The organism is Microtetraspora malaysiensis, from assembly GCF_050947145.1.
Taxonomy (GTDB): domain Bacteria; phylum Actinomycetota; class Actinomycetes; order Streptosporangiales; family Streptosporangiaceae; genus Microtetraspora_A; species Microtetraspora_A malaysiensis.
Window position 1 is genome coordinate 8,106,353 of record NZ_CP191998.1, and the last position, 17,380, is coordinate 8,123,732.

Annotated in this window: 16 protein-coding genes; 8 read left to right on the forward strand and 8 right to left on the reverse strand. The window is 70.1% G+C overall.

The window, feature by feature from the left end; translation table 11 throughout:
• The first annotated feature begins 29 nt into the window (after positions 1-29).
• The 3 genes from ACQP1V_RS37870 (at position 30) to ACQP1V_RS37880 (ending at position 2,766) form a co-directional block, all read left to right on the forward strand.
• A complete protein-coding gene (locus tag ACQP1V_RS37870; protein WP_433415572.1) occupies positions 30-1,073 on the forward strand; it encodes a LacI family DNA-binding transcriptional regulator in 1,044 nt (347 codons plus the stop codon).
• Between the two features lie 152 nt (positions 1,074-1,225).
• Positions 1,226-1,789 (forward strand): PadR family transcriptional regulator, encoded by a 564-nt coding sequence (locus ACQP1V_RS37875; protein WP_433415575.1) that lies wholly within the window; start codon positions 1,226-1,228, stop codon positions 1,787-1,789.
• The gene (locus ACQP1V_RS37880) at positions 1,786-2,766 is read left to right on the forward strand and encodes a hypothetical protein (RefSeq protein ID WP_433415578.1); all 981 of its coding nucleotides are present in this window, start codon (positions 1,786-1,788) and stop codon (positions 2,764-2,766) included. Before ACQP1V_RS37875 ends, ACQP1V_RS37880 begins: the two co-directional genes overlap by 4 nt.
• 88 nt (positions 2,767-2,854) lie before the next feature.
• Here ACQP1V_RS37880 and ACQP1V_RS37885 read toward each other — a convergent pair whose 3' ends face one another.
• The 3 genes from ACQP1V_RS37885 to ACQP1V_RS37895 all read right to left on the reverse strand — a co-directional run bounded on the left by ACQP1V_RS37885 (position 2,855) and on the right by ACQP1V_RS37895 (position 6,101).
• On the reverse strand, positions 2,855-3,745 hold the full coding sequence (locus ACQP1V_RS37885) for a carbohydrate ABC transporter permease (protein WP_433415581.1): 891 nt from the start codon (positions 3,743-3,745) through the stop codon (positions 2,855-2,857).
• 49 nt (positions 3,746-3,794) lie between these two features.
• Positions 3,795-4,673, reverse strand: coding sequence for a carbohydrate ABC transporter permease (locus tag ACQP1V_RS37890; protein ID WP_387414563.1), 879 nt, complete (start codon positions 4,671-4,673; stop codon positions 3,795-3,797).
• Positions 4,674-4,817: 144 nt separating this feature from the next.
• The gene (locus ACQP1V_RS37895; protein WP_433415585.1) at positions 4,818-6,101 is read right to left on the reverse strand and encodes an extracellular solute-binding protein; all 1,284 of its coding nucleotides are present in this window, start codon (positions 6,099-6,101) and stop codon (positions 4,818-4,820) included.
• 551 nt (positions 6,102-6,652) lie between these two features.
• Here ACQP1V_RS37895 and ACQP1V_RS37900 point away from each other — a divergent pair.
• Complete coding sequence (locus tag ACQP1V_RS37900) at positions 6,653-8,464, forward strand: ABC transporter ATP-binding protein (RefSeq protein WP_433426086.1); 1,812 nt, start codon at positions 6,653-6,655, stop codon at positions 8,462-8,464.
• A gap of 106 nt (positions 8,465-8,570) precedes the next feature.
• On the opposite strand, the gene ACQP1V_RS37905 is transcribed toward ACQP1V_RS37900, so the two are convergent.
• Both ACQP1V_RS37905 and ACQP1V_RS37910 read right to left on the reverse strand, forming a co-directional pair.
• Entirely contained in the window at positions 8,571-8,975 is a 405-nt protein-coding gene (locus tag ACQP1V_RS37905) for a MerR family transcriptional regulator (RefSeq protein WP_387414569.1), read from the reverse strand.
• A gap of 97 nt (positions 8,976-9,072) precedes the next feature.
• On the reverse strand, positions 9,073-9,540 hold the full coding sequence (locus ACQP1V_RS37910) for a MarR family winged helix-turn-helix transcriptional regulator (protein ID WP_387414571.1): 468 nt from the start codon (positions 9,538-9,540) through the stop codon (positions 9,073-9,075).
• 183 nt (positions 9,541-9,723) lie between these two features.
• Between ACQP1V_RS37910 and ACQP1V_RS37915 the strand changes: the two genes are divergently transcribed.
• Together ACQP1V_RS37915 and ACQP1V_RS37920 are read left to right on the forward strand one after the other, a co-directional pair.
• Positions 9,724-10,545, forward strand: a complete 822-nt coding sequence (locus ACQP1V_RS37915) for an SDR family oxidoreductase (RefSeq protein WP_433415589.1) — start codon at positions 9,724-9,726, stop codon at positions 10,543-10,545.
• A 115-nt stretch (positions 10,546-10,660) separates the two neighbouring features.
• On the forward strand, positions 10,661-11,572 hold the full coding sequence (locus ACQP1V_RS37920; protein WP_433415591.1) for an aldo/keto reductase: 912 nt from the start codon (positions 10,661-10,663) through the stop codon (positions 11,570-11,572).
• 34 nt (positions 11,573-11,606) lie between these two features.
• Here the strand turns inward: ACQP1V_RS37920 and ACQP1V_RS37925 are convergent, their stop codons facing one another.
• On the reverse strand, positions 11,607-12,335 hold the full coding sequence (locus ACQP1V_RS37925) for a TetR/AcrR family transcriptional regulator (RefSeq protein WP_433415594.1): 729 nt from the start codon (positions 12,333-12,335) through the stop codon (positions 11,607-11,609).
• Between the two features lie 70 nt (positions 12,336-12,405).
• Between ACQP1V_RS37925 and ACQP1V_RS37930 the strand changes: the two genes are divergently transcribed.
• Positions 12,406-13,686 carry a GH1 family beta-glucosidase gene (locus ACQP1V_RS37930; protein ID WP_433426088.1) on the forward strand — a complete coding sequence of 427 codons (1,281 nt, stop codon included), beginning with the start codon at positions 12,406-12,408 and terminating at the stop codon, positions 13,684-13,686.
• A gap of 89 nt (positions 13,687-13,775) precedes the next feature.
• On the opposite strand, the gene ACQP1V_RS37935 is transcribed toward ACQP1V_RS37930, so the two are convergent.
• Positions 13,776-14,663: a coiled-coil domain-containing protein gene (locus ACQP1V_RS37935; RefSeq protein ID WP_433415597.1), complete on the reverse strand. Its 888-nt coding sequence runs from the start codon at positions 14,661-14,663 to the stop codon at positions 13,776-13,778.
• A gap of 253 nt (positions 14,664-14,916) precedes the next feature.
• Between ACQP1V_RS37935 and ACQP1V_RS37940 the strand changes: the two genes are divergently transcribed.
• Positions 14,917-16,353 carry an aldehyde dehydrogenase gene (locus ACQP1V_RS37940; RefSeq protein ID WP_387414581.1) on the forward strand — a complete coding sequence of 479 codons (1,437 nt, stop codon included), beginning with the start codon at positions 14,917-14,919 and terminating at the stop codon, positions 16,351-16,353.
• A gap of 230 nt (positions 16,354-16,583) precedes the next feature.
• On the opposite strand, the gene ACQP1V_RS37945 is transcribed toward ACQP1V_RS37940, so the two are convergent.
• Positions 16,584-17,339, reverse strand: coding sequence for an alpha/beta hydrolase (locus ACQP1V_RS37945; RefSeq protein ID WP_433415600.1), 756 nt, complete (start codon positions 17,337-17,339; stop codon positions 16,584-16,586).
• Positions 17,340-17,380 lie beyond the last annotated feature (41 nt).

Consider the following 17,380-nt stretch of genomic DNA (forward strand, 5'->3'; position numbering starts at 1 on the left):
CCATCTCTGAAATGCGGGATGATCCGGATGTGTCAGAGACGAGACGCGGTCGCCCGACCATGAACGACGTCGCCGCCGCCGCGGGGGTGGCGCTCAAGACCGTGTCGAGGGTCGTCAACAACGAGCCCGGCGTGAACGCCTCCACGGCGGAGCGGGTCCACGCCGCCATCGAGCGCCTCGGCTACCGGCGCAACGACGGCGCCAGGACGCTGCGCCGCGGCCGCACCGCGAGCATCGGCCTGGTGATCGAGGACGTCGCCGACCCGTTCTACTCCGGCCTGAGCAGGGCGGTCGAGGACATCGCGCTCGACGAGGGCTGCCTGGTCTTCACCGGTTCGTCCGGTGAAGACCCGGCACGCGAACGCGAGCTGGTGCTCGCCTTCTGCGCCCGGCGCGTGGACGGGCTGATCATCGTGCCCGCGGGCACCGATCACGACTACCTCACCCCCGAGGTCGAGGCCGGCATCGCGGTGGCGTTCGCCGACCGGCCGCCCGGCGCGGGTCCGGACGCCGACACGGTCGTCTGCGACAACGCCGGCGGCGCCCGCACCGGCACCGAGCATCTGCTCGCCCACGGGCACCGCTGCATCGCGTTCCTCGCCGACGCGCCGTCGATCTTCACGGCGACCGAACGGCTGCGCGGCTACCGGGAAGCCCTCGCCGCGGCCGGCCTGCCGTACGACGAGGGGCTGGTCGCGATGGGGCGGCCCGACCAGGCGCGGGTACTGGCCGACCTGCGGCGCCTGCTCCGGCTCGCCGACCCTCCGACCGCGCTGTTCACCGGGAACGGCCAGATCACGGTCGCCACCCTGCGCGCCCTCGCCGAATCAGCGGGGCCCACGCCCGCCGGCCGGGCGTCGTCGGCCGGGCCGGTCGCCATCGTCGGCTTCGACGACTTCGAGCCGGCCGACCTGCTCGGCATCACGGTGATCGCGCAGGACCCGGTCGGCATGGGCCGGGCGGTGGCGGAGCTGCTCTTCCGCCGCCTGTCCGGCGAGAGCGGCCCGCCGCAGCGGCTGGAGCTGCCCACCCGCCTCGTCGTACGCGGATCGGGCGAGCGACCCCCCGCCTGAGGTGCCGTCCGCCGGCCCGCATCATCAGCCCTGGTCAGCTTGGGGACAGCCCGCACTTCCAGCGTGTGCTGGAGCAGATAAGGATCGCGCGCCGGGGTGCGGGCCGCGCCACTTCGATACATATAGCCGTATACGAATGATAGTATTCGGGCATGCCCTTGACCGCGGTGGACAATCCACTGACCCTGCGGCTGCTCGGCCTCCTGGTGGAGCAGCCGATGCACCAATACGCGCTGGCGGCCGCGCTCAACGAGCGCTATCCGTACCTGAACGCCAAAAGCGGCTCCGTCTACACGCTCGTACGGTCGCTGGAGGCGGCCGGATGGGTGGGCCCGACCGGCGTCGAGCAGACGGGCAACCGCCCTGCGCGTACCGTCTACGCCCTGACCGATCAGGGCTGGAACGTCTTCAAGGAACGGGTGCGGCGGCAGATCCGCGAGGCCAAGGTGACCACCTCGGCGTTCGTGGACGCCCTGGCCTATCTCGGCGCGCTCGACCGAGCCGAGGCCCCACACGTACTGCGCGAGCGGCAGGAGTCGCTGGAGGAGCGGATCGCGGAGCTGGAACGGGCGAGCGACCCCGGCCTGCCCGAGATCACCATGATCGAGGTCGACTTCATCCTGCACCAACTACGCGCCGAAGCCGATTGGATCCGCGCGCTGATCACGCGCATCGACGACGGCGAGCTGGCATGGCCGGCGGAGGGACAGGCATGAGCGGATTGACGTACGGCATCTACGCGGCCCACCAGGTGGCCGCTACGGCGGGCCCGCCGGACGACCCCGCGGCCATCGACGACCTGGTCGGCGGCCTGAGCGGCGGACGGCCCTTCGTCGTCCGCGAATATGTGCACTTCCTGGGAACGCCCGCAGACCCCGAAAAGGCACAGATCCTGGCGCCCGAGCGGCGGATGCGCGAGCTGACCATGCCCGACCAGTGGTACAGCACAGGGAACCGCCGGCTCGACCTGGTCTTGTGCTACCTGCCCACCGAGCGCGACCTCGACGGGTGGCTGGCCTTCATCGAGCAGGCCGTTCATCGATACGGGGCCATCGCGCGCTTCCTGCAGATCACCCTGGAGCCGAACTTCAAGCTGCCCTGGATCGACGGCAGCTCCCCCGGAGTCCTCGACGCCCTCACCACCGGGACGTGCCACGCCCGCCGCCTGCTCGACGCGGCCGGGCACCGTGACGTCCGGATCGGCTTCTCCGTCGCCGAACCACCCGAGTTCCTCGGCGGCGACGAGGAGTTCTGGGCGCACCTGGAGGCCCTCGCACCCGCGGACTTCGCGGCTCACGTCGACTACGTGGGCCTGGGGCTCTACCCGGACGCCTTCTCTCCCGTGCCCGAACCCGCCCTGGCCGGGCTCACCGAGCACGCACTGCGCCATCTGCGCGAGCAGAGCATGCCCCGCGCCCACCTCGGCCCGGACGTGCCCATTCACGTCGCCGAGAACGGCACCCCCACCGGACCCGACCGCACGCCCGACGACCAGGCCTCCCGGCTCGACATCATGATCCGTACGGTGGCCGCCGCGGCCACACGCTACAACGTCACCCACTACGAGCTGGTCGGTCTCCGTGACGCCGACTCCGCCCGCGCTGAGCCGACCGCCCAACTCGGGCTGACCACCAGCGGCTACCAGCCCAAGCCCGCCTACGACGTGTACCGCAAGCGGATCGCCGAAAGCTGAGCGCGCTCAACCCATGGCCGCGCCAAGCGCGCGGCCATGGGCCGTTCATGGTGCCGCGAGCCCTCGAATCCCCCGTCCGAGCCGGGGCTCAGCCCTTCAGCGCGCCCGCCATGAGGCCGCGCATGAAGAACCGGCCGAGCAGCACGTACACGATCATGGTGGGGATCGACGCCAGGATCGCGGCCGCCATCTGCTGGCTGTACGGCACGGTCTGCGCGCCCGCGATGTTGTTGAGCATGACCGTCGTCGGCCACGAGCTGGGCGCGGTGAGGAAGACGGCGAACAGGAAGTCGTTCCACATCGACGTGAACTGCCAGATGACCACGACGGCGAACGCCGGGCCGGACACCGGCAGGATGATCGACCAGAACGTCCGGAGCATGCCCGCGCCGTCCACCCTGGACGCCTCGACCAGCTCGTCCGGGATCGTCACGTAGTAGTTCCGGAAGATCAGCGTGCAGATCGGGATGCCGTACACCACGTGGGTGAGCGTCAGCCCGGGGATCCCGCCGTAGAGCTGGACGCCGAGCGCGTCGCCGAGATTCACCATGAGCTGGACCAGCGGGATCATCACGCCCTGGTACGGGATGAACATGCCGAACAGGAACAGGGTGAACACCAGGTCGGCGCCGGGGAACCGCCACTTCGACAGCACGTACCCGTTCATCGAGCCGAGGACGGCGGAGATCACCGACCCCGGAACGGCGAGCAGCAGGCTGTTGACAACGCCGGGCTGGAGCTTCTCCCACGCCACACTCCACGCCTCGGTCGTCCAGACCTTCGGCAGGTTCCACGCCTGGGAGGGGTCGGCCTCCGAGAGCGGCTTGAAGCTGGTCACCACCAGCACGTAGACCGGGATCAGGAACACCACGACGAAGACCAACAGCAGCGCCGGCCGCACCCACCGGGCGAGCGCCGCCCGCCGCCGGGCCCGCGCCACCGGGTCGGCCCGCCGTACGACCTCCTGCGCGACGCTCATGACTCCTCCCCGCGCGGCGACTCGACGCCGCGTCCGTCGACTCGCTCGCTCATGGTCTGTTTCCCTTGCGCGCGTTCCACACCAGATACGGAATGACGAAGACGGCGACCGAGAGCACGATGTACGCCGCGATCGTGGCCCCCTTGGCCGGGTCGTGCGAGTCGAAGACGGCCGTCCACATGAAGACCGCCGGCACATCGGTGATGATCTGTTTGCCGGACACCGCCACGATCAGGTCGAAGACCTTCAGCGAGATGTGCCCGAGGATGATCAGGGCCGACAGGGTCACCGGGCGCAGCATCGGCAGCACGATGTACCGGTAGACCTGCCACTCGCCGCAGCCGTCCACCCGGGCGGACTCGCGCAGCTCGTCGGGCACGCCCCGGAAGCCCGCCAAGAACAACGCCATGACATATCCGGACATCTGCCAGATCGCGGGGATCGCCATCGCGGCCATCCCCCAGTCCGGGTCGCGGAACCACTGCCATTCCAGGAAGCCCAGCCCGAGATGGCTGAACAGGCTGTTCAACCCGACCGCCTGCTCCCCCGTGCCGCTGTTCATCAGCCACCGCCACACCACGCCGGTGGCGATGAAGGAGACGGCCATGGGGAACAGGTAGACCGCCCGGAACCCGCCCTCCCCGCGGATGCCCTTCTCCATCAGGAAGGCCAGGAACCAGCCGAGGACGAGCGCCCCGCCGACGAAGACGACCGTGAAGACGATCGCGTGCCGGACCGAGATCCCCCAACGCTCCTGATCCCAGATGCCGGTGAAGTTCTCCAGCCCGACGAAGCTCCCCTGGGAGATCTCGTCGTGCTGATCGCTCATCGCGACCTTGAAGTTCCAGCCGAGCAGGCCGTACACGAAGACCGCGATGGCGACGATCGACGGCGACACCAGGAGCAGACCGGGCAGCCACCTGCGCACCCGTCTCAATTGCACCTCTCAACGTCGAGGACGCGCCCGCCCGTGGGCCGCGGCGCGTCCGATGTGCTCCGCGAGCGACGAGACCGCGGCGCGCGCCGGACCGGAGCCGGAGCCGGAGCCGGCGCGCGCCGTACGGAGGTCAGGTCACTGCCCGCTGTTCTTGGCGGCGTCGGCCAGCGCCTGCTGGAACTTGGCGACGTCGTGGTCCTGCTGGAAGAGGCCGACCGCGTCGTTGATCGCGGCGCGCCAGGCGTCGTTCGCGACGACGCCGTGCTGGATGGAGCCCGCCAGCTTGTCGCTCGCCCACTGCTCCAGGTCCCAGGCGAGATAGTCCTGGTAGAGCGACTTGTCGGCGTCCTTACGGGCCGGGATCGAACCCTTCTTGGGGTTGAAGGCGTCCTGGCCCTCCTTGCTGGCGGCGACCTTCAGCCATGCCACCGCGCCGTCCCGGTTGGGAGCGCCCTTGGGCAGGGTGAAGCTGTCCGACAGCCACATGAAGGTGCCGTCCGTGCCGGGAGAGGCGGCCCAGTCGAAGTCGGTCTTGGACGTCTTGCCGAGGCCGCCGGGGGCCGGGTTGTGGAAGTAGCCGTAGGCCCAGTCACCCATGACGTTGAACGCGGCCGCGCCGTCGGCGACCTGCTTGGCCGCCGGCTGCCAGTCCTCCTGCGGCGTCCCGGCGTACGACAGGATCGTCTTGAAGTTCTCCAGCGCCTTCGTCACGTTCGCGCCGGACCAGTCGGCGTTCGCCGTCCACAACTGGTTGTACGCGTCGGTGCCGAGCGAGCCGAGCAGGACGCTCTCCAGCAGGTGGACGGCGGTCCATTGGGAGCCGATGGAGAGCGGGATCTTGCCGGTCTTCTTCACCTTGTCCAGATCGGCGATGAACTCGTCGATCGTCGTGGGCGCCGCGGAGATCCCGGCCTCCTTGAGGACCGACGGGTTGAACCAGAGGACGTTGGACCGGTGGATGTTCACCGGCACCGAGTAGACCTGACCCTGGACCGAGATCTGGTCGATCAGCTCCTGCGGCAGCACGTCCTTCAGCTTGAGCTCGTCATAGAGGAAGTTCAGCGGCTCCAGCTTGCCCGCCTTGATGTATCCCTGCAGCTCGGCGCCCGCGTGGCCCTGGAAAGTGTCCGGGGGCTGGTTGGCCTGGAGCTTGCTGGCCAGCAGCGCACGGGCCTGGTCACCGGAACCGCCCGCGACGGCGGCGTCATAGAACGTGAAGTCGGAGTTGTTCTTCTCGAAGATCTCTCGCATGGCCTTCAGACCATCGGCCTCGCCGGGGCCGGTCCACCAGGAGAAGACCTCGACCTTCTTCTGCCCGGACTTCCCGTCACCGGCCGCCTTGTCTCCGCTTCCACAGGCTGTAAGGGTGAGCAGACCCGCCATCGAGACCGCCACGGCCGCCAACCACCGTCGCCTCATCGCACATCCCTTCGGGGTGTGTGGTCGTCGAAAATCCTTACCCCCGAGCACTGACAACGTTGTCAGCAAGAACCTTTATCAACCCACCTCGCACCGTCGGGCGTCAAGGGAACTTCGGCTACGCGCGGATAACGTCTCCGCATACAGCGCACCGGAGGGAATCGCCTGTCTCCGGGGTCGTGTTCCTGGCGACCCGCCGCCGATGGGAAATGTCAGTGACGTTCGTCACACTGACTGCCATGACTGTGACGTCGCGGGGGGCGGGCGCAGGGGCGAGCCCGGAGACAGGCCCCACATCAGGATCAGGGTCCTCCTTGGAGCCCGGCGAGCAGGCGGCCGAAGCGCCGCCGCGCGCCCGGTCCGAGGAGGCAGCGCACGAAGGGAGAACGGCCGACACGCCGCACAGCGCCGAAACCACCGGAACAGCGGACACGACACACGACGGGAAACCGCCTGCGGCGACCGGGCCGGGCGGGCAGCCGGAGTCACCGGACGACCTTCCGGACTTCGCCGACCTCAGCGCCAATCTCTGGCACGCGCACGACGACACGATGCGCGACATCGGCTTCTTCACCATCGCGCGCAGGCTGCCCGCGTTGATCGTCCAGGCCGTACGCATGGCCTGGGAGGCGAGCCGCCGGGACACGGCCGCCACCATCGGCCTCAGCCTGCTCGCCGGCGTCTTCACCGCGTTCGGACTGCTGGCCACCACCGGCGTGCTGCAGGCGCTCCTGGCGGCCGGGCCGACGCCCGAGCGGGTGCGCGCGGCGCTGCCCGCGCTGCTCGCCGTCGGCGCGGCGGCGACGGTGCGCACCAGCCTCCAGGCGGGGGCCAACTGGGCGCAGAGCCGGCTCGAACCCCAGGTCAGTCGCATCGCCGAGAAACGGCTCTACGGCGTGACCAGCGACGTCCCGCTGGTCCGCTTCGACGACTCCGACTTCCACGACAGCCTGCAGCGGGCCCGCGTCCGCGGCGTCGATTCCTCCGACGCGGTCGTCGACTCGGCGATCGACGTGCTCACCGCGACGATCGGCCTCGGTGCCGCGGTCGGCGTCCTCGGCGTCCTCCACCCGGCGCTGCTGCCGCTGCTCGTCATCGCCGTCCTGCCCGACGCGTGGTCGACGGTCCGCTCCGCCCGGATGCGCTACACCACCATGCTGTCGCTCGTCCCCACCTACCGCCGCAAGTGGATCGTCAGCGAGTTGCTCGCCGTGCGGCCCACCGCGGCTGAGGTCCGCTCCTTCACCATGCGGGGCTTCCTGCTCCGGGTCTACGACCAGGTGGCCCGCGCCGAGCAGGCGGTCCTGGTCGCGCTGGCCCGGCGGCAGACGTTCGCCCGCCTCTTCGGCGAGGCGCTGGGCGGCCTCGGCACCGCCCTGATCTATGTCGCGCTCGGGCTGCTCCTCGCGTTCGGCGCGGTGCCGCTCGCCGTGGCCGGCACCGCCGTGCTGGCGATCCGTTCAGGGCAGAACTCGCTCTCGAACCTGCTGTACGCGGTGAACCGGCTCTATGAGAACGGGCTCTACTTCACCGACTTCGTCGACTTCTGCGCGGCGGCCGAGACGGAGCGGACGCGGGAGCGGCAGGAGGCACCGCCGGAGACGTTCGAGCGGATCGCCGCCGAGGACGTCACATTCCACTATCCCGGGGCGGAGAAGCCGGCCCTGCGCGGCGTGTCGGTCCGGATCGACCGCGGCGAGGTCGTCGCCCTCGTCGGCGAGAACGGCTCCGGCAAGACCACCCTGTCCCGGATCCTGGCCGGCCTGTACCTCCCGGACGGGGGCCGGGTCCTGTGGGACGACACCGACCTGAGCCGGGTGGACCCGCACCTGCTGCGCGGACAGATCGCGGTGATCGCCCAGGACCACAGCCACTGGCCGCTCAACGCGCGGCACAACATCACGATGGGCACCGAGAAGGGCGAGGAGGCGTTACGCCGGGCGGCAGAGGTGGCCGGGGCCGACGAGGTCATCGCCGAGCTGCCGCACGGCTACCACACGCTGCTCGACAAGCGGTTCAAGGACGGCCAGGAGCTGTCGGGCGGCCAGTGGCAGCGGATCGCCGTCGCGCGTGGCTTCTACCGGGACGCGCCGCTGCTGATCTGCGACGAGCCCACAGCCGCGCTCGACGCGCGGGCCGAGCACGCGCTCTTCGACCGGATCAGGCGGCACGCCGACGGGCGCACGGTGCTCCTCATCACGCACCGGCTGGCGAGCGTCCGCTACGCCGACCGGATCTACGTGCTCGACCATGGGCAGGTCGCCGAGCACGGCACGCACGACGAGCTCATCGCGCTCTCCGGCATCTACGCCGAGCTGTACAACCTCCAAGCCGAGGCGTACCGCGTGACCGCCACCACCTGAGCACATCGCCCGAGGCAAGGCCCGGCCCGGGGACGGCGGACGCCGCCGCGGGCCGGGCGCCCCAGTCATCAAGCCACGGATCGAACCCCGGAGCGCCCTCCCCCGGTCAGGAGGCGGGCTCGTCCTGGCGCTCGCAGAGCCCGTCGGGGATGGCCAGCACGTCCCTGTAGAACTGGATCTTGTACTGGATCGCCCCCTGCTGCCGTCGCAGGTCGGCGATCTTGTCCTCGACGGCCTGGTCGTGCGCCGCGAGCAGAGCGATCCGGTCGCTGATCGTGTGCTCGCCCGCACGGGTGAGCTCGGCGAAGCGCAGCATCTCGGCGATCGGCATGCCGGTGTCCCGCAGGCAGCGGATCATGCCGAGCCAGCCGATGTCTCCGTCGCTGAAGCGGCGCTGCCCCACGGCGTTGCGCTCGATCGGCTCCAGCAGCCCGATGCGCTCGTAATAGCGGAGCGTGTCCAGGCTGAACCCGGTCTCCTCGGCGGCCTGTCCCGGTGTGTAGGCGGTCACGCCTCCGATCGTGGCACGTGGAGTGTGCTCCAGGTCAAGCCGACCGGGCCGAGGCGCGGCACATGGCGCCCGGGGCACCTTGAGGCGTCGTGGCGGGCTACCCCGCCTCGACGGTCAGCCGTCGAGCCTGGTCACGGCCCACTTCGGCGGTCCGGTGGAGATAGTCGGCGATGATCCCCAACTCTTCGACCGTGTAGCGCTCGAGCGCCGCGCCGAACGCCTTGCCCGGGACCTCCCAAGCTTCCGCGGTGCGCGCGGCCGCGTCGGGAGCCAGGGCGACGAGCGCCCGTCTGCGGTCGTGCGGGTCAGGCTGCCGCTGTACGAAGCCCGCCTTCTCCAGGCGGTCGACCAGCCGTGAGGCCGATCCCGACGACAGGCCGGTGAGCCGGGCGATCTCCCCGGTCGTCACCGGACCGGGCTCCAGGTCGAGCAGCGCGATGCACTGCACGTCGGTGGGGTGCAGCCCGATCCGGTCGGCCATCGCCTGGTTGAACAGGCTGTAGGCGGCGTAATGCCGCTGGCTCTCCTCCACGACGCGCGCGAGCAACTCCGCCCGGTTTGACACCCGGCACCTCCATGCTTCAAATTTACCTTCGTCGCACAGATACTTCTTCACACACATTGTGTGCGACAAAGCATCTGCGTCACGTTCGCATTCTATTCGGCTTCGCAAACGGGGATACGTGTGTCCTCGCCCCCGTGGCCGCGCAGGGCCCCGGCGGGCCACCACGGAAAAGGAGTCACCGAAATGACCGTTCTCGTCACCGGGAGCCGCGGCGCCGTCGCCCGGACCCTCATCGGCCTGCTGCGTGAGCGCGGGCTCGCCGTCCGCGCCGCGTCCAGCCGGCCCGCCGGCCCGGAGACCATCCGGTGCGACCTCACCGACCCGTCCACCTTCGCCGCCGCGCTCAATGGCGTGACCTCGGTCTTCCTCTACGCCGAGCCGTCCCACATCGGCGCGTTCACCGAGGAGGCCGCCGCCGCCGGCGTCGAGCACATCGTGCTGCTGTCCTCCTCCTCGGTCCTCGCCCCGGACGCCGAGAAGAGCCCACTGGCCACGTCGCACCTGGATGTGGAAAGGGCGCTCGACGCCTCCTCCCTCCACTCGACATCGCTGCGGCCGGGAGCGTTCGCGAGCAACGCGCTCGCGTGGAGCTGGAGCCTGCGGTCGGGCCGACCGATCAGCCTGCCCTTCCCCGGCGCCCACAGCGACCCGATCCACGAAGCCGACATCGCCGAGGCCGCCCTCGCCGTGCTCACCGATCCCGGCCTGGGCGGACGCCCGTACACCCTGACCGGTCCGGAGTCGCTGACCTTCGCCGAGCAGCTCGACATCCTGAGCCGGGTGACCGGCCGGCCCTTCCCCTTCCGGCAGGTCACCCGCGAGGAATGGAAGCAGGAGATGGCCGAGCACATCCCCGCCTCCTACGCCGACTCCCTCCTGGACTGGTGGCAGTCCAGCGACGGCGTTCCCGTCGAGCCGACCCGGGCCGTGCCGGAGCTGACCGGGCACCCCGCGCGCACCTTCGCGACCTGGGCGCGAGACCACGCGGGCGACTTCCGCGCATGACCGACATCTCCCCCGCCCAGCGCGGGGACCGGGCACGTCTTTCGAGATCACGGCCATCGGCGTCGTCGTCCGACCGGTTGCGCTGGAGTGCGCTCCAGCGTGCAGCGTGTACGCCATGAAACTCGCGTTGGGCGCCCTCCCGTTCGGCACCACGGTGGACGAGGCCACCTCGTTCGCGATCCTGGACCGGTTCGCCGAGAGCGGCGGCACGATCGTGGACACCTCGAACAACTACTCCTTCTGGATTCCAGGAGCGACCGGGGACGAGAGCGAGCGCACGGTCGGCCGGTGGCTCGCCTCGCGCCGCGTACGCGACCGGATCACGGTGAGCACCAAGTGCGGGGCGCGTCCCACCGTCCCCGGCGACACCACGCTCGACTCAGCCGAGGGCCTCTCCGCGGCCACCGTCCGCGAGGCGGCCGAGGGCAGCCTGCGCCGGCTCGGCCTCGACCGCCTCGACATCTACTGGGCGCACATCGAGGACCGTTCCGTCCCGTTGGAGGAGACCGTCGAGGCGCTCGGCGAGCTGGCGGCCTCGGGCAAGGTGGGCGTGCTCGGCGCGAGCAACCATCCGGCCTGGCGGGTCGAGCGCGCCCGGCGGATCGCCGCCGACCTCGGCCGGACGCCGTACACCTGCCTCCAACTGCGGCATTCCTACCTGCGCCCGCGTCCGGGCGTTCGGCTGCCGGAAGGCGGTCACGTCCAGGTGACCGAGGAGACCCTGGACTACGTGCGCTCGGAGCCGGACCTGACGCTCTGGGTCTACTCGTCGCTGCTCTCGGGCGCGTACACCGCCAAGCCGCTGCCGGAACTGTACGACCACCCCGGGACGGCCCGGCGGCTCGCCGCTCTGGACGGCGTGGCGCGCGAGCTGGGCGCGACCCGCAACCAGGTCGTGCTGGCCTGGCTGCGCGCCCAGGGCATCCTGCCGATCGTGGGGGCCAGCTCGGCGGCCCAGCTCGACGAGCTGCTGGTCGAGGTGGACCTGGACCCGGCGTTGCGCGCCCGGCTGGACGAGCCCGCCTGATCTCCGGCGCGGAAGCCGGCTCGCGGGTCTTGCCCTAGGAGGACGGCTCGGCGGACGGCTCGGCCGGACCCTCGGACGCGCGGCCGGCGGACTCGGAGGCGTCCACGACCGACTCGGAGAGGTGCTCGGACAGGTAGCGGCGGACCAGGCGCTTGCACTCGGCGATCAGGTCCGGGTCGCCTTGCGGATGGGCGCGGAAGGCGAGCTTGAGCACGGCGTCGGCCGCCTCGACCGCGACGATGAACACCCGGCCGAGCCCCTCGTTCCTGGGGGCGCCGAGCAGTTCGATGGTAAGCGAGCGCAGCCGGTCGGCCACGATGACGTTGTTCTCCAAGGCCCGGTCGAGCATCCGCCGGGTCTCGGGCAGCGGGGGGCCGCCGGGCGTCGTGAGTATCTCGCCGAAGTCGACGACCCCGAAGCCCGGCGTCGTCCGTTTCATCGCGACGAACTCGTCGATGAACAGGTCCACGGCCTCGGTCCAGTCCCGCAGGGCGACCCCCGCCACCCGGGCGGCCAACCGGTCGAGGAAGGCGTCGAGGTTGCGCAGGGCGAGCGCCCGGACAAGTCCCTGCTTGTCGGGGAAGAACTGGTAGAAGGTCCCGATGGGCACCTCTGCCCGGCGGGCGACCTCCTTGGTGGTGAGCTGCTCGTAGCCGACCTCGTCGAGCAACAGGGCACACTCGTCCAGCATCCGCTCGACCCGTTCGAGGCTGCGGCGCTGGGAGGGGCGGCGGCGCAGCGTTCCACCCGCGGCGTTCGTCATTCGCCCATTCTCTACCGCCCGGATGTCCTGCGCGTTAACATGAGCGTCACTCATATTCGAAAGGGTGACAATGTTCCTCTGGGGTACGGCTACCGCTTCCTATCAGATCGAGGGCGCGGTCTCCGAGGACGGACGCGGCGTCTCGGTCTGGGACACGTTCTCGCACGAACCCGGCCGGGTCCGGGACGGGCACACCGGCGACGTGGCCTGCGACCACTACCATCGCTGGCCCGAGGACGTCGCGCTGATGGCCGACGCGGGGCTCAACGCGTACCGCTTCTCCGTCGCGTGGCCGCGGATCCAGCCCACCGGGCGCGGCGCGGTCAACCAGGCCGGGCTCGACTTCTACGACCGGCTGGTGGACGGCCTGTGCGCGAAGGGGATCACCCCCGCGCTGACGCTGTTCCACTGGGACCTCCCCCAGGCGCTGGAGGACGAGGGCGGTTGGCTCAACCGCGATACATCCCAATATTTCGCGGATTATGCGGCCATCGTGGCGGAGCGGCTGGCCGACCGGGTCCCGATGTGGATCACCCTCAACGAACCGTTCGTCCACATGACGTTCGGATACGCCCTCGGCGTCCACGCGCCGGGCCGGACGCTGTTCCTCGACGCCCTCCCCGCGGCGCACCACCAGCTCCTCGGCCACGGCCTCGCCGTGTCCGCGCTGCGGGCGAACGGCGCGGAGCAGGTGCTGATCACGAACAACTGCACGCCGGTGTGGCCCGCCTCGGACGCTCCCGAGGACCTCGCCGCCGCCGAGGCGTACGACGCCCTGCACAACCGCCTGTTCAACGACCCGCTCTTCGCCGCCTCATATCCCGATTTTTCGGCGTTCGGCGTGGAAGAGCTGGATTTCATCCACGACGGGGATCTGGAAACGATCGGGCAGCCGCTCGACGGCCTGGGGATCAACTACTACAACCCCACCCGCGTCGCCGCCCCCTCCACCGACGCGCTGCCGTTCGACGACGCCGGCATCACCGGCTACCCGACCACGGCGTTCGGCTGGCCCGTCGTCCCCGACGGGCTGCGCGAGCTGCTCGTCTCCCTCAAGGCGAGGTACGGCGCGGCGCTCCCGCCCGTCTACATCACCGAGAACGGCTGCTCGTACGAGGGCATCGACGACCAGGAGCGGATCGACTACCTCGACGGCCACATCGCGGCGGTCAGGCAGGCCCAGGCCGAAGGCGTGGACGTCCGCGGCTACTTCGTCTGGTCGCTGCTCGACAACTTCGAATGGGCCGAGGGGTACCACCAGCGGTTCGGCCTGGTCCACGTCGACTTCGCCACCCAGAAGCGCACCCCGAAGGCCAGCTACCACTGGCTGAAGCGGCTGATCGCCGGGTGACCCGCGCGGCATCCGGAGCCGCGCCTCCACGCGGCCGTCCTCGGATGCCCCCCGTGGAGCCGCCGGCACGGCACATGCCGTACGCGGGATCAGAGCACGGAGACGTGGACGTGGTCGTAGTGGTTGGCGGTGATGCCTCCGCGGTCGGACATCATCCGCCAGCCCGCGCCGGTACGCATGTCGTAGAAGCGCTGCTGCCAGATGATGTACATGATCCCGTACTTGTCGGCGTTGTCGATGCACCACTTGGCCAGGGCGTCACCGCGCGCCTTGGCCGCGGCGTCGGGCATCCGGCCGCCGCCGCTCATCATGAAGTCACAGGCCCGGCCCTTGCCGTGCTCCCCCGGGTCGCCGACACGCAGGCAGCCCACACTGAACGGCATCGGGAACGTCTGCATGACCTCGGCGCGCAGCGTGATCAGGCGCTGGGTCAGGCCGGACGACGAGCCGGGGACCTGGAAGCCGAACTTGGCCAGCTTCTGCTCGACCTCGTGCTGCTTGGCCTTCAGCTCCTTGATGTGCTGCTCCAGCTGAGCGATCTTCCCGTCGGCGTCCTTCGCCGCCTTCTTCTCCTCGGCGATCAGCGTCTTGATCGAGGTGACCCGCTCGGTCTTCTCGCTGGAAAGGTACGAGACGATCGAGGAGGCGCCGAGGTCGGCCTGCGGCATCAGGAGCAGGGAGTCGTCGATCCCTCCGCCCATGTACGCGGTCTGGGCGAACATCGTCAGCTTGCGCTCGGCAGCGGCCAAAGAGCGCTTGAGCCGCGCCACCCGGCCGGAGGAGTTCTCCGCGAGCTTCTGGGTGTCCTCAAGGCTGACGATCTCGCCGCGGTACGCCTTGGTGAGCTCGGCGGCCTCCTCACGGAGCTTCTTGAGCTTGGCCTGCTCGTCCGGCGCGGCCTGGGCACCGGGAATGGCGAGCGCGCCGAGGAGCGCGGTGAACACCACCGCCAGGCCGACCCAGCGCCCCGGTTGCACGTGATCCCCCCCTGCTGACGGTCCGAAACTATAGAAGGTGATCTTGATAGTTGCCACCTGAACGGGGGATCCTGTCCGGCTTTAAGGCGTTTGCCGGACTTGACCGGATATGGAGTGCCTTGCCAGCCCTGACAGAACATGATTCGGTCCCAATGGCGGCCGGGTACTTGTCCTGCGACGCCACGGCACACAGACTGTCTACCAACCAAGCATTCGCTCAAATGAGGCGCGCCCGACCAGGAGGCGGACCACCATGCTTCAGCACGACAAACTCTTCATCGGGGGCGACTGGGTGGCCCCCGCGGGCACCGGGACCATCGACGTCGTGTCCCCGCACACCGAGGAGGTGGTCGGGCGGGTCCCCGACGGCACCGCGGCCGACATGGACCGCGCCGTCGCCGCCGCGCGCGAGGCGTTCGACAACGGGCCGTGGCCCCGCATGAGCATGGCCGAGCGCGCCGCGGTCGTCGGGAAACTCGCCGAGATCTACGCGGCGCGGCAGAACGAGATCGCCGAGGTGATCACCCTGGAGATGGGGTCGCCGATCACCTTCTCCCAGCTCGCCCAGGCCCCGCAGCCGCTCGGGATGCTCCAGTACTTCGCCGAGCTGGGCGCCACCTACGCCGTCGAGGACGAGCGGCCCGGCATGTTCGGGCCCATCACGGTGCGCCGCGAGCCGGTCGGCGTCGTCGCCGCCGTCGTGCCGTGGAACGTCCCGCAGTTCGTCATCATGACCAAGCTCGCCCCCGCGCTCGTCGCGGGCTGCACGATCGTCGTCAAGCCCGCCCCCGAGACACCGCTCGACTCCTACCTCCTCGCCGAGATGATCAAGGAAGCCGGGATCCCGGACGGCGTCGTCAACATCGTGGCCGCCGGACGCGAGGCGGGTGAGCACCTGGTCTCCCACCCCGGCGTGGACAAGGTCGCCTTCACCGGCTCCACCGCGGCGGGCCGCCGCATCGGCGCCATCTGCGGCGAGCAGCTCAAGCGGTGCAGCCTGGAGCTCGGCGGCAAGTCCGCCGCCATCATCCTGGACGACTGCGACCTGCCCTCCGCGATGGGCTTCCTGTCGATCGCCTCGCTCATGAACAACGGCCAGGCGTGCGTCGCGCAGACCCGCGTCCTCGCCTCACGCAACCGATACGACGAGATCGTGCAGGCCGTGGCCGACATGGTCGCCGGCCAGCCGGTCGGCGACCCGGCCGACCCCGCCACCGGCATCGGCCCGCTGGTGGCCAAGCGGCAGCAGGAGCGGGTCGAGGGATACATCAGGACCGGCCTCGACGAGGGCGCCAAGGCCGTCATCGGCGGCCTCGATCGGCCGTTCGATCGTGGCTGGTACGTCGCCCCGACCGTGTTCGCCGGGGTCACCAACGACATGCGCATCGCCCGCGAGGAGATCTTCGGCCCGGTCCTGGCGGTGATCCCGTACGACGACGAGGCGGACGCGATCCGGATCGCCAACGACAGCGACTACGGCCTGTCCGGGTCGGTCTGGACGGCGGACACCGAACACGGCATGGACGTCGCCCGCCAGGTGCGCACCGGCACCTACGGCGTCAACATGATGAACACGATGGAGCCGTCCTCACCCTTCGGCGGCTACAAGGCGAGCGGCCTCGGCCGGGAGCTCGGCCCCGAGGGCCTGTCGGCCTACCTGGAGTACAAGTCGATCGCCCGTCTCGGCTGAGGCGGCCTCCCCGGGCCGGGGAGACACCCCACCGATCCCGTACGGCGCGCGGCGCGCGAGGTGTTCCCTCGCGCGCCGCGTGGCCCGTACGGGACCGGGAGGCCCGCCCAGCGCGCCCCCGCGACGCTGGGCCACACCATGACTACACAATGGTGCGCACCGATCACCCCTAATCGGTGGATTGGACCACTCCCGAGGGTTTTGATCCGCACAACTCTGGTAGACGACCGTTATACGGGTTTGGTTCGCACGATCCACGAACCGATTTTTCGCACCAGGTCCGGCGTGGCCGCGGCCTCGGCGTGACCGTACCCGGGGATGATCCACATCTCCTTCGGGTCGCGGGCGTTGCCGTAGAGCTCGTGCGGGTGGTCGAGCGGGAAGAACGGGTCCGCGTCGCCGTGGACGATCAGCAGCGGCGTGGGGGTGATCAGCGCGGCCGCCTCGAACGGCGGCAGCGGCACTGGGTCCCAGCGCCCGGACGCGATCCTGGTCCGCTTGACCCACCGCGCCGCGAGCCGGCCCTCCGGGCGCTCGATCGCCCAGTGGACCTGGCGCATCGGCTTGGTGCCCCGGTAGTACCACCACGCGGGCGCGCTCACCGCGACGATGCCGTCCACGCCCCGGTGCAGCGCGGCGTGCCGTACGGCCACGGCGGCGCCCATGGAGAAGCCGACGGTGACGACCCGCCGATAGCCGATGGACCTGGCGTGCTTGACGGCCGCCTCGAGGTCCAACACCTCCAGGTCGCCGACCGTCGACTCGCCGGTGGAGCGCCCGTGGCCGCGGAAGTCGAAGGAGAGCACCCCGCCGAACCGGGACAGGACGTGCGTGATGCGGCGCGTACAGGGGGCACGCCAGGATCCGGTGAACCCGTGGGCGATCACGATGCCGAGGTCGAGGGAGTCGTTGGGCGTGTGCGCGGCGTCGATCCGCACACCGTCCGACGTGCGCAGCATCGCCGCGAAGGCCGGAGCGAAGGTCATATCAGCCAACTGTAACCGCGGCCTCCGACAGCGATTCCCGC